25 protein-coding genes and 1 tRNA gene are annotated in these 22,866 nt (G+C 59.9%); 21 read left to right on the top strand and 5 right to left on the bottom strand.

What is annotated here, in order from left to right:
- The first annotated feature begins 64 nt into the window (after positions 1–64).
- The 10 genes from FB555_RS05315 (at position 65) to FB555_RS05270 (ending at position 9,805) form a co-directional block, all read left to right on the top strand.
- Positions 65–1,237: a globin domain-containing protein gene (locus tag FB555_RS05315; protein ID WP_182484425.1), complete on the top strand. Its 1,173-nt coding sequence runs from the start codon at positions 65–67 to the stop codon at positions 1,235–1,237.
- A 54-nt stretch (positions 1,238–1,291) separates the two neighbouring features.
- Positions 1,292–2,224, top strand: coding sequence for a diacylglycerol kinase family protein (locus tag FB555_RS11080; RefSeq protein WP_182484424.1), 933 nt, complete (start codon positions 1,292–1,294; stop codon positions 2,222–2,224).
- Positions 2,225–2,324: 100 nt separating this feature from the next.
- Positions 2,325–2,400 (top strand) — tRNA-Glu (locus tag FB555_RS05305).
- A 56-nt stretch (positions 2,401–2,456) separates the two neighbouring features.
- A complete protein-coding gene (locus FB555_RS05300; protein ID WP_182484423.1) occupies positions 2,457–3,491 on the top strand; it encodes a TerC family protein in 1,035 nt (344 codons plus the stop codon).
- 38 nt (positions 3,492–3,529) lie between these two features.
- Positions 3,530–4,963, top strand: coding sequence for a 3-isopropylmalate dehydratase large subunit (gene leuC / locus FB555_RS05295; RefSeq protein ID WP_182484422.1), 1,434 nt, complete (start codon positions 3,530–3,532; stop codon positions 4,961–4,963).
- 4 nt (positions 4,964–4,967) lie between these two features.
- Positions 4,968–5,570, top strand: a complete 603-nt coding sequence (gene leuD, locus FB555_RS05290) for a 3-isopropylmalate dehydratase small subunit (RefSeq protein ID WP_182484421.1) — start codon at positions 4,968–4,970, stop codon at positions 5,568–5,570.
- Complete coding sequence (gene murA, locus FB555_RS05285) at positions 5,567–6,940, top strand: UDP-N-acetylglucosamine 1-carboxyvinyltransferase (RefSeq protein WP_182484420.1); 1,374 nt, start codon at positions 5,567–5,569, stop codon at positions 6,938–6,940. The genes leuD and murA overlap by 4 nt, the downstream gene beginning before the upstream one ends.
- Positions 6,941–6,946: 6 nt before the next feature.
- The gene (locus FB555_RS05280) at positions 6,947–7,678 is read left to right on the top strand and encodes a lysophospholipid acyltransferase family protein (protein WP_343046410.1); all 732 of its coding nucleotides are present in this window, start codon (positions 6,947–6,949) and stop codon (positions 7,676–7,678) included.
- Between the two features lie 8 nt (positions 7,679–7,686).
- Positions 7,687–8,808: an NAD(P)H-dependent glycerol-3-phosphate dehydrogenase gene (locus tag FB555_RS05275; protein ID WP_343046409.1), complete on the top strand. Its 1,122-nt coding sequence runs from the start codon at positions 7,687–7,689 to the stop codon at positions 8,806–8,808.
- Positions 8,711–9,805, top strand: a complete 1,095-nt coding sequence (locus FB555_RS05270) for a D-alanine--D-alanine ligase family protein (protein ID WP_182484419.1) — start codon at positions 8,711–8,713, stop codon at positions 9,803–9,805. Before FB555_RS05275 ends, FB555_RS05270 begins: the two co-directional genes overlap by 98 nt.
- On the opposite strand, the gene FB555_RS05265 is transcribed toward FB555_RS05270, so the two are convergent.
- Positions 9,771–10,346, bottom strand: coding sequence for a TIGR00645 family protein (locus FB555_RS05265; RefSeq protein WP_220475859.1), 576 nt, complete (start codon positions 10,344–10,346; stop codon positions 9,771–9,773). The two genes, FB555_RS05270 and FB555_RS05265, sit on opposite strands and share 35 nt — an antisense overlap.
- A gap of 168 nt (positions 10,347–10,514) precedes the next feature.
- Complete coding sequence (locus FB555_RS05260; RefSeq protein ID WP_182484417.1) at positions 10,515–10,991, bottom strand: DUF3515 domain-containing protein; 477 nt, start codon at positions 10,989–10,991, stop codon at positions 10,515–10,517.
- 23 nt (positions 10,992–11,014) lie between these two features.
- On the opposite strand from FB555_RS05260, the gene thiL reads away from it, so the two are divergent.
- Positions 11,015–12,025, top strand: coding sequence for a thiamine-phosphate kinase (gene thiL / locus FB555_RS05255; RefSeq protein ID WP_182484416.1), 1,011 nt, complete (start codon positions 11,015–11,017; stop codon positions 12,023–12,025).
- Between the two features lie 4 nt (positions 12,026–12,029).
- On the opposite strand, the gene FB555_RS05250 is transcribed toward thiL, so the two are convergent.
- On the bottom strand, positions 12,030–12,626 hold the full coding sequence (locus FB555_RS05250; protein ID WP_182484415.1) for an RsmD family RNA methyltransferase: 597 nt from the start codon (positions 12,624–12,626) through the stop codon (positions 12,030–12,032).
- Between the two features lie 43 nt (positions 12,627–12,669).
- Here FB555_RS05250 and FB555_RS05245 point away from each other — a divergent pair, with 43 nt between their 5' ends.
- The 6 genes from FB555_RS05245 to mutM all read left to right on the top strand — a co-directional run bounded on the left by FB555_RS05245 (position 12,670) and on the right by mutM (position 18,001).
- Complete coding sequence (locus FB555_RS05245) at positions 12,670–14,883, top strand: ATP-dependent DNA helicase RecG (protein WP_182484414.1); 2,214 nt, start codon at positions 12,670–12,672, stop codon at positions 14,881–14,883.
- Positions 14,884–14,977: 94 nt separating this feature from the next.
- Positions 14,978–15,463, top strand: coding sequence for a pantetheine-phosphate adenylyltransferase (gene coaD / locus FB555_RS05240; RefSeq protein WP_182484413.1), 486 nt, complete (start codon positions 14,978–14,980; stop codon positions 15,461–15,463).
- Between the two features lie 38 nt (positions 15,464–15,501).
- Positions 15,502–16,053, top strand: a complete 552-nt coding sequence (locus FB555_RS05235) for a YceD family protein (RefSeq protein WP_343046408.1) — start codon at positions 15,502–15,504, stop codon at positions 16,051–16,053.
- Between the two features lie 23 nt (positions 16,054–16,076).
- Entirely contained in the window at positions 16,077–16,283 is a 207-nt protein-coding gene (rpmF, locus tag FB555_RS05230; RefSeq protein ID WP_182484412.1) for a 50S ribosomal protein L32, read from the top strand.
- A gap of 151 nt (positions 16,284–16,434) precedes the next feature.
- Positions 16,435–17,088, top strand: coding sequence for a ribonuclease III (gene rnc, locus FB555_RS05225; RefSeq protein WP_182484536.1), 654 nt, complete (start codon positions 16,435–16,437; stop codon positions 17,086–17,088).
- Positions 17,081–18,001: a bifunctional DNA-formamidopyrimidine glycosylase/DNA-(apurinic or apyrimidinic site) lyase gene (mutM, locus tag FB555_RS05220; protein ID WP_182484411.1), complete on the top strand. Its 921-nt coding sequence runs from the start codon at positions 17,081–17,083 to the stop codon at positions 17,999–18,001. Before rnc ends, mutM begins: the two co-directional genes overlap by 8 nt.
- 2 nt (positions 18,002–18,003) lie before the next feature.
- Here mutM and FB555_RS05215 read toward each other — a convergent pair whose 3' ends face one another.
- Entirely contained in the window at positions 18,004–18,780 is a 777-nt protein-coding gene (locus tag FB555_RS05215) for an ATP-binding cassette domain-containing protein (protein WP_182484410.1), read from the bottom strand.
- A 40-nt stretch (positions 18,781–18,820) separates the two neighbouring features.
- Positions 18,821–19,642 carry an IclR family transcriptional regulator gene (locus FB555_RS05210; protein ID WP_182484409.1) on the bottom strand — a complete coding sequence of 274 codons (822 nt, stop codon included), beginning with the start codon at positions 19,640–19,642 and terminating at the stop codon, positions 18,821–18,823.
- 167 nt (positions 19,643–19,809) lie between these two features.
- Here FB555_RS05210 and FB555_RS05205 point away from each other — a divergent pair, with 167 nt between their 5' ends.
- The 4 genes from FB555_RS05205 to FB555_RS05190 all read left to right on the top strand — a co-directional run bounded on the left by FB555_RS05205 (position 19,810) and on the right by FB555_RS05190 (position 22,818).
- Positions 19,810–20,556, top strand: a complete 747-nt coding sequence (locus FB555_RS05205; protein WP_182484408.1) for a CoA transferase subunit A — start codon at positions 19,810–19,812, stop codon at positions 20,554–20,556.
- Between the two features lie 13 nt (positions 20,557–20,569).
- Entirely contained in the window at positions 20,570–21,232 is a 663-nt protein-coding gene (locus tag FB555_RS05200; protein WP_182484407.1) for a CoA transferase subunit B, read from the top strand.
- On the top strand, positions 21,229–22,416 hold the full coding sequence (locus tag FB555_RS05195) for an acetyl-CoA C-acyltransferase (protein ID WP_182484406.1): 1,188 nt from the start codon (positions 21,229–21,231) through the stop codon (positions 22,414–22,416). Before FB555_RS05200 ends, FB555_RS05195 begins: the two co-directional genes overlap by 4 nt.
- A 108-nt stretch (positions 22,417–22,524) precedes the next feature.
- Positions 22,525–22,818, top strand: a complete 294-nt coding sequence (locus FB555_RS05190; RefSeq protein WP_182484405.1) for a putative quinol monooxygenase — start codon at positions 22,525–22,527, stop codon at positions 22,816–22,818.
- The last annotated feature ends 48 nt before the right edge of the window (positions 22,819–22,866 follow it).

Raw genomic sequence — 22,866 nt, 5'->3', positions numbered from 1 at the left:
AAGATTTAACTTGCATATGAAATGCTAGTATAAAGAGATCACACGACACCACTAAGGAGTCAGCATGCTCTCGACCCAATCCCTCCCGCTCATTGAAGCCACACTTCCTCTCATGGTGGAGCGTATGCCCGCGATTGCACGGAACTTCTACCGCCGAATGTTCGCAGCCCACCCCGAACTCTTCGACGGGCTATTCAGCCGCTCAAACCAGAAGAACGGCTCCCAGCAGCAGGCGCTTGCCGGCAGCATCGTCGCCTTCGCGACGCACCTAGCGGCCAACGTGGAGACGATCCCGGAGGCCATGCTCTCCCGCATTGCGCACAAGCACGTCTCCCTCGCCATCCGCCCCGAGCAGTATGACGTCGTTTACAAGTACCTCTTCGAGGCGATCGCGGACGAGCTCAGCGACGTGATTACGACGGAGATTGCCGGGGCCTGGACTGAGGTCTATTGGCTCATGGCACACGCGTTGATTAAGCTTGAGAGTGGACTATATTCTGCCGCGGCAAGCGATCGCCCATTAGCACCTTGGATCGTGGTGGGCAAAGACGCCGCAGGAACAGACGCGGTGACCTTCACTCTAGAGCCGGCAGATGACACCCCCGTTACGCCTTCTCTGCCGGGCCAATATGTGAGCGTCACAGTAGAGATGCCGGACGGTGTTCATCAGGTGCGGCAGTACTCCTTGTCCGCTGGCGCCGGAACTGGCACACGCGTGTTTACGACAAGGCTCGATGTGGACGGCGAGGTTTCTCCTGCCCTGCACCGCGACGTGCAGATCGGCGACCAGCTCATTCTCTCCAACCCGTGTGGGGATGTCATTCTCAGCGCGGGCGACCACCCCCTCGTGCTGGCTTCGGCTGGCATCGGGTGCACACCGAGTGCCTCGATTCTGCGGTCTCTTGTTGACCAGGGTTCCACACGCGAGGTGCTCGTACTGCATGCCGAGAGCACCCTCGAACGTTGGGCGCTGCGGGACCAGATGCGCGAGGATATCGCCCAGCTCGAGGCAGCCGAACTCGAACTGTGGCTCGAAGCGCCAAGCGACGGCGACGAGGCACATGACGGCTTCATGTCGCTTGCCGCCGTGACAATCCCTGACAACGCGTCGGTTTATCTCTGTGGTCCATTGCCGTTCATGCGCAGCCTCAGGTCTCAGGCGCTGGAATCCGGGGTACCTGCCGACCGCATCCACTACGAGGTGTTCGGACCCGACCTCTGGCTTGCCAGCGCTTAAGCATATCGACAGCCCTTCCGGAGGTATACGCAGGATCCACGCCATAATCGACACGTGACCTTATATCGGCGCCACATTGTCGTGGCCATCAACCCCCACGCTGCCTTTGGCAAGAATCAGGCGTTCGGTGACCGTGTTGTAACCGTCCTGCGCGAAGCGGGCTACGACGTGACGGCCCTGCGAGAGAAAGACTATGACGACCTCGTTCACGTGACGAAACGCGCCATCGCGGGGTTGCCAACGGCGGGGGAGCGGGCACCGAATCCCGCCAACGCCCTCGTTGTGGTGGGCGGTGACGGCATGGTGAGCCTCGGGGTGAACCTGATCGCCCAGACGAGCATCCCGTTGGCGATTGTGCCCAGCGGCACGGGTAACGACGTGGCCCGCGGACTGGGGATTCCGGTGGGGGATCTTGAGGCAAGCCTCCGTCATCTACTGGCCTCCTTGATGGCGCCAGCTCGTGCCATCGATCTCGGCCGCATAACGTGCGGGGAGAAGACGACATTCTTTGCGTCGATTCTTTCGGCGGGGTTCGATGCCACCGTGAACGAGCGCGCGAACCAGATGACCTGGCCGCGAGGCAAGAGTCGCTACACGCTGGCCCTCCTGCTGGAGCTTGTCGGTTTGCAACCGGTTAAATATTCTCTCGTCGTGGACGGCGTTGCCTCTACCGTGAGCGCCAATCTCATTTCGGTTGCCAATAACACGTCCATGGGCGGCGGCATGTTGGTAGCTCCGGATGCGAGCCTCACCGATGGTCTGCTCGATGTCTTCGTGCTGCAACCCGTCAGTTGGCTTCGATTTTTGAGGCTGTTCCCTCGTGTCTTCGCGGGAACGCATGTGAGCGAGCCCGAAGTTCGTTTCACGCGTGGAAAACGAATCCGCCTGGAGGCTCTCGGTATTGTGACCTATGCCGACGGGGAGCGCGTAGGCCCTCTGCCGGTCGAAGTTGAGGTTGTTCCTGGGGCTGCCCTTATTTTGTACTGACGCCGAATTTTGCTGCGGCAGAATTTCTTTTTTCACGCATCGAGGCGCGCTCGATTAGGTCACCTATCTGAGCCTGTGGCATAGTAGATAAGTCGCAGACGGCCCCATCGTATAGCGGCCTAGTACCTCGCCCTCTCACGGCGGTAACACGGGTTCGAATCCCGTTGGGGTCACCACAAATATCAAAAACCCTCAGCTTTTGCCGGGGGTTTTTGCTTTAGGCTAAAACGATATGGATAACGCGCTCCCCCTCTGGTTCGAGGTCACCTCCCTCATCGTCCTCACGCTCATTCTGGTGGTGGATATCCTCATCATTTTCAAGCGTCCTCACATTCCTTCAATGCTGGAATCTGGGCTCTGGGTGGGCTTCTACGCGGCCCTCGCGCTCGTCTTCGGTGGGTTGATGTTCGCCATTGGCGACGCCCAACACGCCGCAGAATTCTATGCCGGCTGGCTCACCGAATACAGCCTGAGCATCGACAACCTGTTCGTTTTCGTCATCATCATGGCGCGGTTCTCGGTTCCTCGTAAGTACCAGCAGGAGGTGCTCATGGTGGGCATTATCATGGCACTCATTTTGCGCGGAATCTTCATTTTGCTGGGTGCCGCTCTCATCGAGAACTTCAGCTGGGTCTTCTACATCTTCGGCGCATTCCTTCTCTACACCGCCTGGCATCAGGCCTTCCGGTCGCACGAAGACGAAGAAGAGACCGAAGGCAAACTCATTGCCTGGCTCCGCGGTCGCGTCACCATGTCACCCGAGTTCGATGGGGCAAAGATCCGCACGACGCATAACGGCAAGCGCATGTTCACCCCCATGCTCGTTGTCTTCGTGGCTATCGCGGTCACGGATGTCATCTTTGCCTTCGACTCCATTCCTGCCATCTTTGGCATCACGCAGAGCCCGTTCATAGTGTTCGCGGCCAATATTTTTGCTTTGATGGGCTTGCGACAGCTGTACTTCTTACTCGGCGGCCTTCTGCAACGCCTCGAGTATCTCAAGTATGGAATCGCGTTTATTCTGGCGTTCATCGGCGTGAAGCTTGTGGCTCATGCCATGCATGAAAACGAGCTGCCCTTCATCAACGGCGGTCAGCACATCGAGTGGGCTCCCGACATCAGCACCGTGGCCTCATTGATTGTCATCGTTGCCTCGATGGCGGTGGCGACCATTGCGAGCCTGATCAAGGCAAAGGTCACTCCTGTCGTTGCAACCCCCGCCGAAGATGAGTTCATCTCCGAAACGGACGACACCTCCACGAAGTAGAATGACGGATACGCTTTCGTCGATATTGAGGTTTACGCATGGGATCATCCACGCAACCGGTGCCCGCACCGCGCACGCTGGCCGAGAAAGTTTGGGACGACCATCTGGTCGTCAAAGGTGAAGACGGTTCACCCGATCTGCTCTACATTGACCTGCACCTTGTGCACGAGGTCACCAGTCCACAAGCCTTTGACGGTCTGCGCGTTGCCGGGCGCCCCGTGCGTCGCCTTGACCTGACGATTGCAACAGAAGACCACAACACGCCGACGCAAAACATTGATCGGCCCATTGCTGACCCCACCAGTCGCATTCAGATTGAAACGTTGCGCACCAACGCGGCCGAGTTCGGTATGCGCCTGCACTCCCTCGGTGATCTCGAGCAGGGCATCGTGCACGTCGTGGGCCCGCAGCTGGGACTAACCATGCCGGGGATCACGGTTGTCTGCGGCGACTCGCACACCTCGACGCACGGTGCGTTTGGCGCCATGGCGTTCGGCATTGGCACCAGTGAGGTCGAGCACGTTCTCGCCACGCAGACCTTGCCGCTGAAGGCGTTCAAGACCATGGCTATCACCGTTGACGGAACGCTGCGTTCCGGCGTCACGGCCAAAGACATTATCTTGGCCGTCATCGCCCAGATTGGTGCCAGTGGCGGCCAAGGTTACGTGCTCGAGTTCCGCGGTTCGGCCATTCGCGCTCTTTCCATGGAGGGGCGCATGACGGTCTGCAACATGTCGATCGAGGCTGGTGCGCGTGCGGGCATGATTGCCCCGGATGAGACGACCTACGCGTACCTGAAGGGTCGCGATCACGCGCCCGAAGGTGTCGATTGGGATGACGCTGTTGCCTACTGGAACACGCTGCCCACCGACGAGGGTGCTGTCTTTGACGCCGAGGTATTCCTCGACGCGAATACGCTGGATCCCTTCGTTACCTGGGGTACGAACCCGGGCCAGGGTGTCTCGCTGAGCGATTCTGTTCCCAACCCCGCGGAAATTGCTGATGCGAACGATCGGGCCGCCGCTGAGCGTGCCTTGCAATACATGGACCTCGTTGCCGGAACCCCGATGAAAGAGATTCCCGTGGACGCGGTCTTCATGGGATCGTGCACCAACAGCCGCATCGAAGACTTGCGCGCGTTCGCATCCGTTATCAAGGGACACACAAAAGCCGAGGGCGTTCGCGTCATGGTGGTGCCCGGTTCTGCGCGCGTGCGTATCGAGGCTGAGGCCGAGGGGCTTCACACCATCATCGAGGAGTTCGGTGCCGAATGGCGCTTCGCCGGATGCTCGATGTGCTTAGGAATGAACCCCGACCAGTTGGCCCCGGGCGAGCGTTGTGCCTCCACCAGCAACCGCAATTTCGAAGGGCGCCAAGGCAAAGGTGGTCGCACCCACTTGGTTTCGCCGCTCGTCGCCGCCGCCACCGCCATTCGGGGCACGCTGTCGAGCCCGGCAGATTTGGAAGGCTAGAACCATGGAAAAATTTACGACGGTCACGGGCGTTGGCGTGCCTCTGCGCCGCAGTGCTGTTGATACCGACCAGATCATTCCCGCGGTGTTTTTGAAGCGCGTTACCAAGACCGGTTTCGAGGATGCGTTGTTCGCCAATTGGCGCCAGGATCCCACTTTTGTCTTGAACGATGACGCCTATGCAGGCGCTCGCGTCTTGGTTGCCGGCCCGAACTTTGGTACGGGCTCCTCGCGGGAACACGCCGTGTGGGCGCTGCGGGACTACGGTTTCGACGCTGTATTGTCGCCCAAATTTGGGGACATATTTCGGGGCAACTCGGGAAAACAGGGCCTGGTAACCGGTCAGATCTCTGAGGCCGACTGCGAGTTGTTGTGGAGCGCCATGGAGTCGCAGCCGGGCATCGAACTCACGGTTGATCTGATTGAGCGTCACGCCGTTCTGGGCGACCTCGTCGTGCCTTTTGACATTGATGACTACGTGCGCTGGCGCCTCCTTGAGGGTCTTGATGACATTGCCCTCACCCTGCGCAACGAGCAGGCTATTACCGACTTTGAGGCAAGCCGCGCATCCTGGCTGCCCAAGACATTACCCGTGAGGCACGCATGAACCCGCTCGCCCAGGACGCCCGCGCCGCCGGAGCCCGCGTTGGGCTTACCGGCGACACCATCACGATCAACGGCGGTCAGCCGCTCAAGGGGCGAATCGAGGTTAAAGGGGCCAAGAATTTGGTCACTAAGGCCATGGTTGCCGCACTGCTAGGCGAAACCCCGAGCATTTTGCGGGATGTCCCCGACATCAGCGATGTTCGCGTTGTGCGCGGCCTTCTTGAGGTTCACGGTGTCAAGGTCGCCCTGGGCGCCGAACCCGGTGAACTGATTCTCGACCCGAAAGACGTCGAGTCGGCTCACATGGTCGACATTGATGCGCACGCAGGTTCCAGCCGCATCCCGATTCTGTTTTGTGGCCCTCTGCTGCATCGTCTCGGCGAAGCATTCATCCCTGATTTGGGCGGATGCCGCATCGGCGATCGCCCCATCGATTTTCACCTCGAGGTCTTAGCCAAGTTCGGTGCCGTCATCGAGAAGCTCCCGTCGGGGATTCGCATGACCGCTCCCGAAGGACTGGTTGGCACCAAGATTGAGCTTCCCTATCCCAGCGTCGGCGCCACGGAGCAGGTTCTGCTCACCGCTGTACGCGCGACGGGCAAGACCGAGCTGACCGGCGCCGCCATTGAGCCCGAGATCATGGATCTTATTAACATCCTGCAAAAAATGGGTGCCATCATTTCGGTGGATACCGACCGGGTTATTCGCATTGAGGGTGTGGACAGCCTCACGGGGTACACCCACCGCGCCCTCTTCGACCGCAATGAAGCCGCCAGCTGGGCTGCTGCGGCTTTGGCCACGAACGGCGATATCTTCGTCGGGGGAGCCCGTCAACCTGAAATGTTGACGTTCCTCAACGTTTTCCGCAAGGTGGGGGGCGCCTTTGATATTCATGACGATGGCATTCGGTTCTATCATCCTGGTGGCGAGTTGAGTCCGGTTGTTATCGAGACGGATGTTCACCCCGGCTTCATGACGGACTGGCAACAGCCCCTCGTGGTCGCGCTCACCCAGGCGCACGGTGTTTCGATCGTTCACGAGACGGTGTACGAGCAGCGCTTCGGTTTTGTCGAGGCATTGATCGACATGGGGGCCAACATTCAGTTGCAGAGTGACTGCCTGGGATCGCATCCGTGCCGTTTCGGTCAACGTAACTTTGTTCATTCGGCCATCATCTCGGGGCCAACAACGTTGCATGCCGCCGACATCGTCGTGCCGGATCTGCGCGGGGGCTTCAGCCACCTCATTGCCGCGCTGTCGGCCGAAGGCACGTCTCGCGTAAGCAACGTGGGCATCATCAGCCGTGGCTACGGTGACTTCATCACCAAGTTGCGCCAGTTGGGCGCCAACTTCGTGGTCGAGGGCGAGTAACCCAACGTGACAGAACGGAGTCGGCCCTCCGTCTTTTGGATCCTCGCCGGCATTGCTCTCCCGCTCGTGGCGGTTATCGCGAAGTTTCGTTTCTACGACCCCGAAAAGATGCCACGTACGGGCTCCGTGATTATTGCGCCCAACCACTTTTCCAACATTGACCCTGTGCTGGTCGGCTCGGCCGTCTGGTATCTCGGACGCCTGCCGCGTTTTTTGGCGAAGGCGAGCATTCTGCGTGTGCCGATCCTCGGTTGGCTTTTGCGCAGATCGGGACAGATTCCGGTGGAACGTGGCGGTGTTTCTCGCAGCGTCGAGTCGTTGAAGGCGGCGGCCGAGATGGTTTCTCACGGGCGCGCGCTCATCGTGTATCCGGAGGGGTCCCTTACGCGTGACCCCGACCTGTGGCCCATGCGGGGAAAGACGGGCGCGGTGCGCTTGGCGCTGGAATACGATCTTCCTGTCGTTCCCGTGGCGCACTGGGGGACCCAAGATGTGATGCCCCGGTATTCCAACAAGATCTCATTTTTTCCGCGTCACACCATTCATATCAAGATCGGTGACCCGGTCGACCTTTCGGCTTTTACTGGCAGGCCGTTGACAAATGCAATTTTGGTGGGTGCTACGGCGGTCGTGATGGACGCGATCACGCATTTACTGGAAGACTTACGTGGTGAGAAGGCTCCGGAGATTCGCTGGAATCCTGCCGACCATAATCAAAATGAAACGGGAAAATTTTGAGTAGGAAAGTGGTCGCACCGGCGGCCCGCCGTGTTGCCGTGATCGGCGCGGGTAGCTGGGGCACCACGTTTGCGAAGATTCTGGCCGACGGTGGCAGCAACGTCACCCTGTGGGCCAGACGCGAAGAGCTCACCAACGAGATCAACGCCACGCACCGTAACAGCGATTACTTGCGCGGTATCGCGTTGCCCAAGAATGTAAAAGCGACCTCCAACATGGCGGATGCCATCGTGGGCGCCGAACAGATTTACTTTTGCGTTCCCGCCCAAACCCTTCGCGAGAACCTCGTCACCGCAGCGCCGTTCGTCACCGATGGGCAGATTGTCGTCAGCTTGATGAAGGGTGTCGAGAAACGAACTGGCCAGCGCATGAGCGAGGTCATTGCCGAAGAGCTCCCCATTGACCCCCAGTACATTGCTGTGGTGAGTGGACCCAACTTGGCACTCGAGATTGCGAAGGAGCAACCCACGGCTGCTGTCGTCTCCAGCGAGAGCCTCGAAACGGCGAGCCTCGTGGCCACGGCGGCGACCAACCGGTATTTTCGGTGCTTCGTCAACACCGATGTTCCCGGGACCGAGTTTGGCGGAGTTCTGAAGAACCTCATTGCCGTAGCCGTCGGCATTGTCGATGGTGTGGGCTACGGGCACAACACCAAAGCATCCATCATTACGCGCGGCCTCGCCGAAATGACCGACTTTGCAGTGGCCTACGGTGCGCAGCCCGAAACTCTCGCGGGTCTTGCTGGCCTCGGGGACCTGATTGCGACGTGTGAGTCACCGCTCTCGCGCAACAACACGGCCGGTCGGCTTCTGGGCCAGGGCTACACATTGACCGACGTCATCAAGCAAATGAAACAGACGGCGGAGGGGCTCGCTTCGGTGGCACCCATTTTGTCGCTGGCTCACGCTCGGGGCGTCGACATGCCCATCGTGGAGCAAGTCAGCCAAGTGCTCGCCGGTACGCTCGATCCCAAAGACATTGCTCCGCACCTCACTACTGACTCCGACGAGCCGCAAGGCGAAAGGGCACTCGATGACAGCCAAACTTACGGTCGCGGTGCTTTTTGGGGGTCGTTCAAGCGAGCATTCCATCAGCTGCGCGACGGCTCGGGGAGTCCTTCAGGCAATTGATTCCAACGTCTATCACGTGATTCCCATCGGAATTACGCGCGACGGTGCTTTCACGCTTGCCAGCGCCAACCCCGATGATTACGTGTTGACCGCCGGCCAGCTGCCCGAGGTTGACGATAACGGCACGCGCATTCACTGGCCGGAGTCTGTGTCGTCTCGGGAGTTATGGGTTTCTGGCGATGGTGTCGACCGGTCACTTGGCTCGGTTGACATCGTATTCCCGATTTTGCATGGACCCTTTGGCGAAGATGGCACCATTCAGGGAATGCTTGAATTGTGTGGGTTGCCCTACGTTGGGTCGGGTGTTTTGGCCTCGAGCCTTGGCATGGACAAGCACTTCACAAAGCTCGTTCTGCAAGCCGCCGGTATTGCGGTTGCCCCCTGGCGCACCGTCAACCGGTTTGACTGGGGAAAGCGCCCTCAGGCCATCCGGGCGATGGCCGAGCAGATGACACTGCCGGTCTTCATCAAACCGGCCCGCGCGGGTTCCAGCGTTGGGGTCAGCAAAGTATCGCGCTGGGATAACTTTGCGGCGGCCATGGATGTTGCTTTCGCCGAGGATGACCACGTCCTCATCGAGGGCGGAGTAGTCGGCCGGGAGGTCGAGTGCGCCGTGCTGCAAGGGCGTCCGGGGGAGCCGACCCGCGCATCCGTTGCCGGAGAAATTGTTATTACGGGCCGCGAGTTCTATGACTTCGAGGCGAAGTACCTCGACGCCCCCGGTATCGAACTTGTCTGCCCCGCACCGCTTACTGTGGACGAGCTCGCCGAATTGCAACGCCTCTCGATTCGGGCGTTCGAGGCCATCGACGGGGCTGGCCTAGCCCGCGTCGACTTCTTTCTCACCGAGACCGGTTTTGTGTTGAACGAAATCAACACCATGCCCGGGTTCACCACGATTTCGATGTTCCCGAGGTGCTGGCAGGAATCAGGGCTGAACTACTCAGCGCTGATTGACGAACTCATCCAGGTTGCCCTGGCGCATCGAGGCTCTTAGGCGTCATGTAGGTGTGGGAGATCTTGTCGATCCACGCCAAGGCAACGGCGGAGATGATGAAGACCAGGTGAATCATGACCTGCCAGAACACACCTAAGGCCGTGTAGTTCGCGCCATCTTCCGAGGTTGATCCCTCGGCGGGCAAGTCATTTACCGCGATGAACGTTTTCAGCAAGTGGATCGAAGAGATCCCAATGATGGCCATCGCCAGCTTGACCTTGAGCACGTTGGCGTTCACGTGGGAGAGCCATTCCGGCTGATCCGGGTGTCCCTTGAGGTTGATTCTCGAAACGAAGGTTTCGTATCCGCCAATGATGACCATGATCAGCAAGTTTGAGATCATAACGACATCGATAAGCCCCAAGACCGAGAGCATGATGTCGATTTCGTTGACCTGAAGCCCGTGACCGGAGAAGAGTCCCCCGAGGACACCCTCGCCGAGGTGCCACAGTTCGGTCATAAAGACGACAACGTAGACAACCTGAGCAATGATAAGCCCGAGATAGAGGGGAGCCTGCAGCCAGCGGCTGAAGAAGATCATGAAACCCACGCCCTGAACCCACTTTGATTGTGAGCGGAAAATGCGGGTGGTGGGCTGGACGGGTGGCTCGGAAGTTAGGGTCACCTAACTTACGTTAGTGGCATTACACGCCGCGAAGCTGAGGAAATGCCCGGCTGCATTGCAGAGGGTTTTCCCTAGTCGGGGATATTAGCCGCTGTAGACGTCGATAGGGCTGAGGCACTGGCCAGAGACGGGCACGGTGGAAACCGCACCGCTCAGGTCAACGAGGGCCGTACTGCCGCTCACGGTATTCGAATCGATGGCGATCTGCACGGCGGGGTCGCGCCCAAATGTTGTGTAAGTGTAGAGCGGCTTGAGGGAGTCATCTTCGATCCAGTCAACATTGTTGATGGTGACGCAGGGCATGGTCGTGGGACCAGGTTTTGCGAGCCCGCAGGTGAGGAGAACGGCGGCGGGATCGCCCCACGCTCCGGTGGCTTGAGCATGCGTTTCCCGTTTCGCCTGATCGGCAACCTTATCCGGAAGGCGCACTGTGACGGCCGCGCAGGCGGGGCTATTCGCTTCGGGGGCCGGATCCATGGGAACAGCGGCAACGCAACCGGAGAGAGCGAAAACGGCAACAACGACGGAGGACATCAGGCCGGTTCGAGTGCGAAGTTTCATCGAGTTCAGGATACCGTGAGTGGGTGAGTGAACGAAGCGAGCCCGAGCTAACGCTGGCCGATCTGGGCGAATCGGAGATTCTCGCCCGCATTTTTCCCCGACTGCCGGAATCGTCGGCGACTCTGGTCGGGCCCGGTGACGACTCCGCCGTGATGAAAGCCCCCGATGGTCGGTTCGTCATCACCACCGACATGATGATTCAGGGTCCGGATTTTCGCCTCGAGTGGTCCTCCGGTCACGACCTCGGGGTAAAGGCAGCCGCCACGAACCTTGCGGATGTTGCCGCAATGGGCGCACGTCCCACCGGCATGGTGGTGTCGATTGCGGCGCCGGCCACCACATCCGTGACCTTTATGGAAGATATTGCCGATGGCCTGCGCGACGCGTGTCTCGAGTTAGCTCCAGGATGCGGGGTTGTCGGGGGAGACCTCAGCGTGTCGACCGTTCTCACCTTGAGTGTCACTGCTTTTGGCGATCTTGGCGGCCGTGAGCCCCTGCTGCGCTCCACGGCTCAGGTCGGCGACGTTATCGCCGTGGTGGGGCGCCTAGGGCTCGCCGGCATGGGTCTGGCCGCGCTGTTTGCGGGGGAACGGGCCAAGGCACGCGCCTCGGCACTGCAAGCTCAGCTGGCGCCGCTTCCACCGATTTCCCAGGGGGTCATTGGAGCGCTAGCGGGGGCTCATGCCGCCATGGACATTTCTGACTCTTTGGTCATGGATGCCGGGCGTATCGCGCGCGCGAGCAACGTAGTACTCAACCTCGACGAGCATGTGATTGATGATCTTTCGGGGCAACTCGCCATCGAGTTAGGAATCGACGCTGCGCGGGCGCGCCAAGCAATCCTGTTCGCCGGCGAGGACCACGCGCTGCTCATGACCTTTCCGGCATCCGTCACCCTGCCCGAGGGGTTCTTGGCAATCGGTTTCGTCGATGCGTGCGAGGAGGGTGAGAGCCCGCATGTCGCCCTCGGCGGAACCTCCATTTCAGAGAACGGCTGGAACCCCTACGCCGGGTGGAATGGCGAAACTTCGTAGATCGTCAGATGACGTCGGCAATGACGTTCTCGAGCCACCAGATGGTGGTCTCGCCGTGCTTCTTCTTGCGGTCAAGCTTGAGGCCGGCGGGCAGTGCTGGCGCGGGGGAGCGCGTGCTTCGTTCCAGGATGACGATTGCCTCGTCGTTGAGGGCGGGCACGAGGGCGGTGAGCGCCGTGGCGACTTCTTCCTCAGGCATGTCATAGGGCGGGTCGACGAACACGAGATCAAATCCGGAACTTGAAGAACCGCGGACCGACAGTGACGCGAGGTAGGAGCTCACAGCAATCACAGAGACGCCAATGGCCGCGGGGGTTAGGTTGCCGACCGTGCGCACCATCTCGGCATTGATGCGCAGGAGCTTTCCGGCTTGAATGCCTTTTTCGACCAGCACCACGCTGGAGGCACCGCGACTCAGTGCCTCGAGCCCCAAAGCTCCGGAACCGGCGTACAGGTCAAGAACGCGGGCGCCCTCGCACACGTCGCGGGAATCCAGCCCCGAGAAAATCGCTTCGCGCACCATGTCGCTGGTGGGCCGAGTGCCTTCGCGGGCAACCTTGAGTTCTCTGGAGCCGGCGAAGCCCGAAATGATGCGTGTCACAGTCGACCAGCCTACGCCGTGAGGGCTTAGGTAAACTTGCCTCATGCCTGCGACTGCTTCCGTTGCCTTCTCCGAAAAGCGTCCAGCCATCACTTTGGATTCTCCGCTGGAGGCCGTTCTGGGGTCGCGCTCGGCCGTATCCTTCAAGAAAGCTTTTGGCATGCTCACGGTGGGCGACCTGCTCGCGCATTACCCCCGCCGTTATGCCAGTCGGGGTGAGTTGACCGCCATCACCGACGTTCCCATCGACGAAAATGTCACTATCGTCGCCGAGGTTCTGGATGTGCGCGAACGCCCGATGCGCGCCCGCAAGGGGTCTCTGCTCGAAGTTCGCATTACGGATGGTCGTTCCGGCGGCATCATGACACTCACGTTCTTCAACCAGGCGTGGCGGGCAAAAGACCTCCGGCCCGGCGTGCGTGGAATCTTCGCGGGCAAAGTGGGGGCGTATCGGGGGGCGCTGCAGCTGGCGCATCCCGACTATGAACTGTTTGAAGATAACGGCGAGACCGGCGATCAGGATGCCCGCAAGTGGGCCTTGACCCCGATCGCCATTTACCCGGCCACGAGCACTCTCGCGAGTTGGCAAATAGGCAAGGCGGTGGCATTGGCGCTTGCCGCCCTCGCGGAGTTGCCTGAAGGATTGCCGGACCCCGTTCCCCAATCGGTGCGCACCAAACGCAAACTCCTCGGCTGGCTCGACGCGCTCACCAAGATTCACCAGCCCGAGACCGACGGCGACTGGCAAAAAGCGCAGGACACCCTCCGCTTTCACGAGGCCTTCGTCTTGCAGGTTGCTCTTCTTGACCAACGCGCGAAGTCTCAAATGCGGGACTCCACCCCTCGACCGCCCAAGACCGGCGGATATCTAGATCGTCTCGATGCCTCTCTGCCCTTCACTCTCACCCCCGACCAAGTCACCGTTGGTACCGAGATTGCGACGGATATTGCCCGTTCCGCACCCATGAATCGCCTCGTACAGGGAGAGGTTGGCAGTGGCAAGACGCTCGTTGCCCTGCGCGCGATGCTGCAGGTTGCCGACTCCGGTGGTCAGGCCGTTCTGCTGGCTCCCACCGAGGTGTTGGCCTCCCAGCACCTGCGTTCGATTACCAAGGCCCTCGGCCCCGACCTCGCGGCCACCCTCATGCCCACGCTCATCACCGGCCAGTTGCCCGTTGCCGCCAAACGTCAGGCCTTGCTGCGCACCGTTTCGGGGCAGTCCCGCATCATCATTGGCACTCATGCCTTGCTGAGCGCCAACGTTGAGTTCTTCGACCTGGGGCTCGTCGTCGTGGACGAGCAACATCGCTTCGGAGTTGAGCAACGTCAGTCGCTGCGCCTGAAGGGGAACAACATCACCCCGCACGTTCTCGTGCTCACCGCTACTCCCATCCCGCGCACGGTAGCCATGACGGTGTTTGGGGACCTCGACATCTCCACGATTGTCGGGCTGCCCGAGGGACGTGCGGGCATCACTTCGCACGCGGTGGCGCTCGCCGCGCATCCGGCCTGGTTATCAAGGGTTTGGGAACGGGTCGGCGAAGAGGTCGCGCTGGGGCGCCAAGTCTTCGTGGTGTGCCCGGCTATCGATTCTGCGGGTGTTCCCGAAGATGATGCTGAAGCGCTTCTCGACGACGCAAAAATGGTTGCCTCGGTGGAGTCGATCACGGTGCTGTTGCGCGAGCATCCGGTACTGGGGTCCAAGCGCATCGAGGCCCTCCACGGTCGCATGTCCAGTGAGGACAAGGAATCCGTGATGCAGGCCTTTGCCGCGGGCACCGTCGACATTGTCGTCGCGACCACGGTCATCGAAGTAGGCGTAGACGTTCCCAATGCTTCCACCATGGTGGTCATGGATGCCGATCGGTTCGGCGTCTCGCAGCTCCACCAGTTGCGCGGGCGGGTCGGTCGCGGATCTGTGCCGGGGCTTGCGCTCTTCGTGACCTACGCCGAAGAAGACACCCTCGCCCGCGAGCGGGTTGAGGCCGTGGCCGCGACCACGGACGGGTTTGAGCTGGCCCGCATCGACCTAGAACTGCGCCACGAGGGGGATGTCCTCGGCGTGAGTCAATCCGGTGCGCGCTCCTCGCTACGACTCCTGCGGGCTGCCCGCGATGGTGACCTGATCGCTGATGCGCGTGAGCTCGCCGCCGAAGTGTTGACGGACGACCCGCAACTTACAACGCACTCCGCGCTCGCCGAGGCTCTTCACCGCCGACTGAGCGAAGCCGAGCGTGACTTTCTCGATAAGAACTAACACGCCCCGCATGGTCGGATGAGAATTAACCTTTTTGGGCATCCGTTCGGCTCGTCATGTCCTGCTGGAAACAAACTTTGCGTAGTCTGGTGCCATGAACAGGATCGCCGTTGTCCCTGGATCGTTTGACCCCATCACGCTGGGCCATATCGATGTAATTGCCCGTGCCGCGCGACTGTTCGATGTGGTTCACGTCGTTGTCGTGCACAACCCCGGTAAGTCGGCGTTGTTGCCGATTGCGCAGCGAGTCACGCTGATTGAGAAAGCCATTGAGGACGCGGGACTCTCCAGCAACATCGTGGTCGCATCCTGGAGTATGGGCCTTCTCGTGGATTACTGCACGGAGGTCGGTTCCCACATTCTGGTTAAAGGGGTGCGCAGCCAGCTGGACCTCACCTATGAGACTCCGATGGCGTTGGTGAACCGCAATCTCACGGGTCTCGAGACACTTTTCATGCTGCCGGACCCCGGTCAGGCCCACGTTTCGAGTTCGCTCGTTCGTCAGGTTGCCGCTTTGGGCGGGGATGTTCGACCCTACGTTCCGCACGTGGTTGCCGAGTATCTGCAAGCCAACCAATAGTTTTTTTCACCAACGCGTGCGGCCCGTACACTTGATAAGTGGTTAAATTTGTCAACACTGTTTATAAGGTCCCCATTTTCGACCTCATGCACCGTCCCGGTGAGCACCGCGAACTGTCGTTAGAAATCGCCGTTCCCGAACGCCTTGGGGAGAGTCTTGTGGCCGTTATGCCCGGTGCCGACATGGACGTTGAGGTGCGTCTTGAAGTTCTTCACGATGGCATCCTGGTCAGTGGATCCGTGGATGTTGTGGCCGAAGGGGAGTGCGGAAGGTGCCTCACCGAGATGACGCTGCCGCTTCAAGTCGAATTTGCCGAGCTTTTCGCGTACTCTGTAGACGAAGCTTTTGATTATGAAGTTCACGATGACCACGTGGATCTTGAACCTCTGATTAGAGATGCGGTTGTGCTTGCACTTCCGTTCCAGCCGGTTTGCCGGCCAGACTGCGCCGGACTTGATCCTGAGAACGGCGAGCGTTTGGCTGAACGGTCGGATTCCGAGCTCGAAGAGCGCCTGGACCCCCGTTGGTCTGCGCTTGGACAGTTCCAAGCTTCCACAGACACCGGTGACGACGTCACCGCCAAGAAGTAGATAAGCACAGAGAAGAGATAGCCATGGCTGTTCCCAAACGCAAAATGTCGCGGGCCTCAACCCGCATGCGCCGCGCCCAGTGGAAGGCCACGCCTCCCACCCTCGTGAAGGCCATTGACTCCAACGGCAAAGTAACCTACAGCCTGCCTCACCGCGCCAAGGTTGTCGAAGATTCCGCTGGCACGCCATTGTTCATGGAATACAAGGGCCGTAAGGTTGCTGACGTTTAGTCCTTTGACTATTCGTTACCCCCTCCCTTTTTTCAGTTACTGACGGTTATTCGTCGTGTCTGGTTCTCCCTCCGCGTCGCCTTCGGCTTCGCAACGCCCATCGGCTTCGCAAACGTCGACGCATTCTTCTTCTGCTGTCGATATCGCCGCAATGCTGGGCGTCACGATTGGTGAAAAGTTGTGTGAGCTCGCGCTCACTCACCGCTCGTTCGCGTACGAAAATGGAGGGATCGCCCACAACGAGCGCCTCGAGTTTCTCGGGGACTCCATCTTGGGGCAGGCCGTCACGGTCATGCTTTTCACCGAGAATCCAACCCTCGAAGAGGGTGAGCTGGCCAAGCGCCGCGCCGCCCTCGTCTCCACGACGGCCCTAGCCGAAATTGCCCGCCGTATTGGATTGGGGCAGTTCATTCGGCTCGGCAACGGTGAAGTACTGACCGGTGGCCGCGACAAAGATTCCATTCTGGCCGACACGATGGAGGCACTGATCGGGGCTACTTACGTCTCCAACGGTGCCGATGCTGCGACCGAGCTCGTCTTAAGGCTCGTTCGCCCGCTGCTCGCCGATGCTCACCGCTTTGGTGCCGCTATGGACCCGAAGACGAGTCTTCAGGAACGTGTCGCAAAACTGGGACCAGATGCTCCTACTTATGCCGTTGTCGCCGATGGTCCCGATCACGCGCGTGTCTTCACCGCCACGGTAACCGTGGGCACCCTTGTTTCGGCCGAAGGTGTCGGCACGAGCAAAAAGCACGCCGAGATGGCCGCGGCACTGACCGCCTGGACCATGCTCGACAATGCCTGAACTCCCCGAAGTCGAAGTCGTTCGCTTAGGGCTAGAGCCGGCCCTGGTGGGGTCGACCATTCAATCGGTCTCTGTTTTTGAGCCACGTTCGTTAAAGCGTCACGATGCACGCCGGGGTGACTTCGTCGCCATGCTGGAGGGTCGAACTGTTCTCTCGGCAGAGCGCCGCGGAAAGTTTTTGTGGTTTCCGCTCGATTCGGCGGGTTCAGCGGGTTCGGCGGGTTCAGCGCTTGGCCAGCACTCAGGTGACGCTCTCGTGGCCCACCTCGGCATGAGCGGCCAGGTGCTGTTGCGCGCTCCGGATGCCGCTCCAGACCGGCATTTGCGCATTCAATATCAGGTGAAGCATCCGGTTCTGGGCGAGCTGGCCATCAACTTTGTGGACCAGCGCATCTTTGGGTCAATGGCGGTCGATGAACTCGTCACCCAAGGCATTGGGATAGGTAACGTGCAGGTTCTCGTTCCGTCGCAGGCCGCTCACATTGCCCTCGATCCGGTCGATCCTACCTTTGACGACGACGCTTTCATCGCGCGCCTGCGCACAAAATCCACAGGAATCAAGCGAGCCCTGCTCGACCAAACTCTGCTCAGCGGAATTGGCAATATTTACGCCGATGAAGCGTTGTGGGCGGCGCGGCTGCACTTTGACCGGGCATCCGACACGCTTTCGGTGAAGCAAGCGCGAACTCTACTGGCTGAGGTTCGCCAGGTGCTGATGAAAGCTCTTGCTGAGGGGGGAACGAGCTTCGATGCCCAATATGTGAATGTCAACGGCGAATCTGGATACTTCTCCCATAGCCTGAACGCCTACGGACAGCAGGGGAAGCCGTGCCCGCGGTGCGGAACGGAAATGCGGCGCGTCAGCTTCATGAACCGCGGATCGCACTTCTGCACCCGCTGCCAAAAGCCCTAGTTTCAGGGTTTGAGAGAGCGGGTACTCCAGCGGCCGTGCGCGTAGTCGACGGCGATGGGGCGCTTGAAGGTGGTGGAAATGTTCTCCGTGGTCAAGACGGTAGCCGCCGGGCCGCTGGCGATGATGCGTCCGTGAAACATGAGAGCGGCATGGGTTGTCGATGTTGGCAGTTCCCCGAGGTGGTGCGTGATCATCACGGTCGCCAGGAGTGGGTTCTCTGCCGTGAGACCGGCGAGGAGGTCGAGCACCTGCTCACGGGCTCCGAGGTCAAGGCCGGCAGCCGGCTCATCCAGAAGCAACAACGCGGGCGGTATCAATAGTGCCCGTGCCAACAGAAGCCGAGCGAGTTCGCCCTGCGAGAGTTTCATCCACTTCGTGTCGGCCATCTCGCGCAGCCCAAACCTCTCCAATTGACTCTTTGCCTGCGCTAACTCGACGGCAGTGGGCACCCAGCGCATAGGCGTCTCGAGGGAATTTGTGAACCCCGTCAACACAATTTCCAGGGCGGTCAGGGGCCACTCAAGCTGGTGATGGTTCGTGACGTACCCGATTTTGCGACGCAGCTCAGCCTTGTCGACCGCGCCGAGGCGTTGACCAAAGACGTAGGCTTCACCGCGGGTGGGCATGGTGACCGTGGCGCAGATGCTGAGCAGTGTGGATTTTCCCGCACCATTTGGGCCGATCACCGCCCACTGCTCGCCCGGTTGAACCGCGAAGTTGACGCCGTCGAGGGTGGGGCGTCCTTGACGAATAATGCTGACATCTTCCAGGGTAATCACGGCGGGGTCCTTGTCTTAGCGTGATGCTTCGGGCGGGATGCTACGAGCGGGACGATTCGGCGCGCAGCTTGCGGGTCACGATGTGGGCTTGTTCGACGAGGAGCTGGCCGAGCTCGGACTGACGCTCGGGCTTGAAACGGGAGTCGATTCCCGTGAGACTCAAGGCCCAGGCGGGGCGGCCAGCGGCATCAAAGATAGCGGCGCCCATTCCCCAACTGCCTTCGACCAAGAGTCCCGGGTTGAGGGCGTAACCATTTTTTCGGGTGTGACGGATGCGTTCCCACACCTTTTCACGGCTGTGCTCTTCACCGAATCGAGGCACCAGTGAGTTCCCGGCCCGGTCTTCGGCGATGCCATTGCGATCACCCATATTGCGCAGGTGCGCCTCGATTTCGTCGTCGGGGAGGAAAGCCAAGATGGCCAGACCTGCCGAGGCCACGCCCAAGGGGAACCGGATGCCCTCGGTGAGCACGTGAGAACGAACGGGAAAACTTCCTTCTTCGCGGAGGAGACAGACCGTCTCATTGCCGCGACGAACGGAAAGAAAGGCGCTTTCTCCGGTGAGCTCGGCGAGCGTGGCGACACTCTGACGGGCGATATCGGTGACGTCGAATCGCTGGGCCGCCAGTGAGCCGAGCAGGTAAATTTCGGGTCCTAAGAACCATCGCGAGGTAACGGTGTCGAAATCCAGCAGGCCCTCCTGGGTGAGAGCGGTCAACAGGCGGTGGGCGGTGGGGCGAGTCAGCCCTGCGGCTCGTGCCACTTCCGTTGCCCCCACGCCGTCACTTTTTTTGCCCACGATACGCAAGAGTTTCGCGACCCGCGAGACGACTTGTGTGCCGGGCACAGTTACGGCGTTCATATTTTGTCCATATGTTGAGCATATGGGGCAGGGGCGTCCACGCTGTGTATTTCTGACGTGAATTTACGAATTTCCTTTGTGGCCAATTATTTACAGCGTTAGATTCAAAGAAATTCTCCGGGGTACCGCGCGAAGGAGGTCATTTCGAATGCTGACAAAGGAATCCGATGTCCAAAATATGGTCAACAGCCGCAGAAGCTCTGCGTGACATTGTTTTTGATGGTGCAACGATTGCCGTGGGCGGTTTTGGCCTGAGTGGTAATCCCAGCGACCTCATCGAGGCATTACGCGATTCGGGCGCGAAAGATTTGACGATTGTCTCGAACAACATGGGCGTTGACGGCAAAGGTCTCGGCATCCTGCTGGAGAATCGTCAGGTCAGCAAGGTTCTGGCGTCCTACGTCGGCGAAAATAAGCTCTTCGCGCGTCAGTATCTTGATAAGGAACTTGAAGTCGAGTTCGTTCCGCAAGGAACCCTCGCTGAGCGGATGCGTGCTGGTGGTTCGGGGATCCCGGGCTTCTACACAAAGACCGGGGTCGGTACGCCCATTGCCGAGGGCAAAGAACACATGGACTTTGACGGCGAAACCTACGTTTTGGAGCGCGGAATTGTGGCCGATATTGCTCTCGTGCATGCCTACCAGGGCGACTCCGCCGGTAACTTGATCTACCGCCACACGGCCCGAAATTTTAATCCGCTGGTCGCTCAGTGTGGCCGCCTGACGATTGCCGAGGCCGAGCACATAGTGGAGAGTGCCTTCATCGACCCCAACATCATCGTCACCCCCGGAATTTTCATCCAGCGCCTCATCCCGGCCAAGGCTCGGGAAAAAGAAATCGAACAGCGCACCGTTCGCTCCCGCACCGTTTTTTCCGACGCATTGACTGACTCTCCGCTCGTAGCGGCAAACTAGGAAGGGACTCATCATGCCTTGGACTCGCGATCAGATGGCCGCCATTGCGGCATCCGAAATCAAAGACGGCGAATACGTCAACCTCGGAATTGGTATTCCCACGCTCGTGGCAAATCACATTCCCGAAGGCGTCAACGTTACGTTGCAGAGTGAAAATGGACTTCTCGGTATGGGCCCATTTCCTTTCGACGGTGACGAAGACGCGGATCTCATCAACGCCGGCAAACAGACCGTCACGTTGATGCCGGGCGGAAGCTTCTTTGACTCCGCAATGTCATTTGGCATGATTCGTGGGGGCCACGTTGCGCTGGCCGTTTTGGGCGCCATGCAGGTCTCCGCCAAGGGGGACCTCGCCAACTGGACGATTCCCGGCAAGCTCGTAAAAGGGATGGGAGGCGCCATGGACTTGGTGGCGGGAACGCCGCGCGTCATCGTTCTCACCGAGCATGTTGCCAAGGACGAGAGCCACAAAATCGTGATGGAGTGCGACCTGCCGTTGACTGGTGCCCGCGTCGTGGACCGCATTATCAGTGACCTGGCCGTCTTCGATGTCAGCGAGAATGGTCTTGTCCTGCGCGCCCTCGCCCCCGGGGTCACCGAGGCCGAAATTGCCGCAAAAACGGGAGCACCCTTTTCCATTGACCTTGATTCAGCCATCGTAGGAGCAAATTCATGAGCGCCGCCGCCACGTCCACTCTGATCGTGGGTTATGCCCGCACGCCGTTCGTGAAGTTCAACGGCTCACTGTCGGGCGTTCCGGCAACGGCACTGGGAGCGCACGCCATCACGGCGGCTCTCGCCCGCGCAGGGGTTGCCCCTGAAGAGGTCGACAACGTCTATGCCGGTCAAGTGCTGCAGGGCGGTGCAGGGCAAAACCCCGCCCGTCAGTCCGCGGTGGGTGCCGGAATTCCACTGAAGGTGCCCGCTCTCACACTGAACGCCGTATGCCTGTCGGGCATTGAAGCTATCGTGGCGGGGGTGCGCCTCATCGAATCCGGTGAGGCCGATATCGTCGTTGTCGTGGGGCAAGAGTCGATGTCGCTTGCACCTCACGTGTGGTCGGGCTCGCGTGTTGGCAAGAAGTATGGCGCCATCGAGTTTCTCGACACGGTCGAACATGACGGCCTGACGGATGCCTTCGAGAAGCGTTCCATGGGTGCCTCCACGGAGGACTACATCGTGCCTCTCGGGATTAGCCGGATCGACCAAGACGAGGTCGCGGCCGCTTCTCACGCTCGTCTTGCAGCTTCGCAAGCTTTTCTCGAAGACGAAATTGAGCCGTACGTCCTGACGACCCGTTCGGGCTCGGTTTCCATCGCGACTGATGACGGTGTACGGCCGGAAACTACCGTGGAATCTCTCGCAAAGTTGCGCCCGGCCTTTAGCCCCGACGGCACCATCACGGCGGGTAATGCGTCGCAAATAACAGATGGCGCTGCTGCCGTCGTGCTCATGAGCGATGCCGCGGCTACCGCCCGCGGCATCAGCGGAATTGCCCGCGTGCTGTCGCACGCTTTCGTGGCTGGCCCCGATTACTCCCTTCACGCGCAGCCGGCCAACGCCATCAACGCGGCTTTGGCGAAGACCACTGTGACCGTTGGCGAGCTTGCCGCCGTCGAAATCAATGAGGCGTTTGCTGCCGTGGCCGTGCAGTCGACTCGGATTTTGGGCGTAGACCCCGCCATCGTCAATGCGCACGGGGGTGCCATTGCCATGGGACATCCCATTGGCGCCTCGGGCGCTCGTATCGTGGGCCACCTTGCGCGGCGACTCGCGGCCGCGGGATCGGGTTCGATCGGTGCTGCCGGAATCTGCGGTGGTGGTGGGCAGGGCTCTGCCGTCGTGCTTCAGGCCCTTTAGCTCTCCCGCATTCACGCTAATAGACGGGGGGCAAAGCCGTTGCATTTTTGTTGATGCTGACGGGGTCGACGTGAGGGGGTATCCTCAAACACACGAAGGAGACCAACAATGTCGTACGTCTGCAACGCAATTTGGATTGCTAAGCCCGGAAGCGAACACATTGTTGCCGAGGCCCTCGCTCACCTTTCTGAACTGTCTCGTGCCGAGGAGGGCAACCTCTACTTTCAGGTCTATCAAGACCCAGCCGAACACGGCACCTTCAGAATCTTCGAAATTTACACGGATCAAGACGCATTTCGTGTTCACGGTGAATCGAAACATTTTGCCACGTGGGGGAAGAACTACGGTATTCCGGCCTTGTTAGATCGCCACCGTGACTTTTACGAGACGCTTGATTTTTAGGCTGCCTGTGCCTTCGTGCCCTTGAAGAATGCATGGGGTCAAGGTCAT

Origin of the sequence: Alpinimonas psychrophila (assembly GCF_014137865.1) — a bacterium.
Taxonomy (GTDB): Bacteria; Actinomycetota; Actinomycetes; order Actinomycetales; family Microbacteriaceae; genus Alpinimonas; species Alpinimonas psychrophila.
The sequence above is the reverse complement of the archived record's forward strand: the minus strand, read 5'-3'. Positions and strand labels throughout refer to the sequence as shown.

Bases quoted from the DNA above. Each gene is read 5' to 3' on its own strand.
- FB555_RS05260 (WP_182484417.1), bottom strand. From the start codon at position 10,991: ATGAAACTTCGCACTCGAACCGGCCTGATGTCCTCCGTCGTTGTTGCC.
- rpmF (WP_182484412.1), top strand. From the start codon at position 16,077: ATGGCTGTTCCCAAACGCAAAATGTCGCGGGCCTCAACCCGCATGCGC.
- mutM (WP_182484411.1), top strand. From the start codon at position 17,081: ATGCCTGAACTCCCCGAAGTCGAAGTCGTTCGCTTAGGGCTAGAGCCG.
- FB555_RS05315 (WP_182484425.1), top strand. From the start codon at position 65: ATGCTCTCGACCCAATCCCTCCCGCTCATTGAAGCCACACTTCCTCTC.
- FB555_RS05270 (WP_182484419.1), top strand. From the start codon at position 8,711: ATGACAGCCAAACTTACGGTCGCGGTGCTTTTTGGGGGTCGTTCAAGC.
- coaD (WP_182484413.1), top strand. From the start codon at position 14,978: ATGAACAGGATCGCCGTTGTCCCTGGATCGTTTGACCCCATCACGCTG.
- leuD (WP_182484421.1), top strand. From the start codon at position 4,968: ATGGAAAAATTTACGACGGTCACGGGCGTTGGCGTGCCTCTGCGCCGC.
- leuC (WP_182484422.1), top strand. From the start codon at position 3,530: ATGGGATCATCCACGCAACCGGTGCCCGCACCGCGCACGCTGGCCGAG.
- FB555_RS05200 (WP_182484407.1), top strand. From the start codon at position 20,570: ATGCCTTGGACTCGCGATCAGATGGCCGCCATTGCGGCATCCGAAATC.
- FB555_RS05210 (WP_182484409.1), bottom strand. From the start codon at position 19,642: ATGAACGCCGTAACTGTGCCCGGCACACAAGTCGTCTCGCGGGTCGCG.
- rnc (WP_182484536.1), top strand. From the start codon at position 16,435: ATGCTGGGCGTCACGATTGGTGAAAAGTTGTGTGAGCTCGCGCTCACT.
- FB555_RS05195 (WP_182484406.1), top strand. From the start codon at position 21,229: ATGAGCGCCGCCGCCACGTCCACTCTGATCGTGGGTTATGCCCGCACG.
- FB555_RS05265 (WP_220475859.1), bottom strand. From the start codon at position 10,346: ATGATCTTCTTCAGCCGCTGGCTGCAGGCTCCCCTCTATCTCGGGCTT.
- FB555_RS05205 (WP_182484408.1), top strand. From the start codon at position 19,810: ATGTCCAAAATATGGTCAACAGCCGCAGAAGCTCTGCGTGACATTGTT.
- FB555_RS05190 (WP_182484405.1), top strand. From the start codon at position 22,525: ATGTCGTACGTCTGCAACGCAATTTGGATTGCTAAGCCCGGAAGCGAA.
- murA (WP_182484420.1), top strand. From the start codon at position 5,567: ATGAACCCGCTCGCCCAGGACGCCCGCGCCGCCGGAGCCCGCGTTGGG.
- FB555_RS05300 (WP_182484423.1), top strand. From the start codon at position 2,457: ATGGATAACGCGCTCCCCCTCTGGTTCGAGGTCACCTCCCTCATCGTC.
- FB555_RS05245 (WP_182484414.1), top strand. From the start codon at position 12,670: ATGCCTGCGACTGCTTCCGTTGCCTTCTCCGAAAAGCGTCCAGCCATC.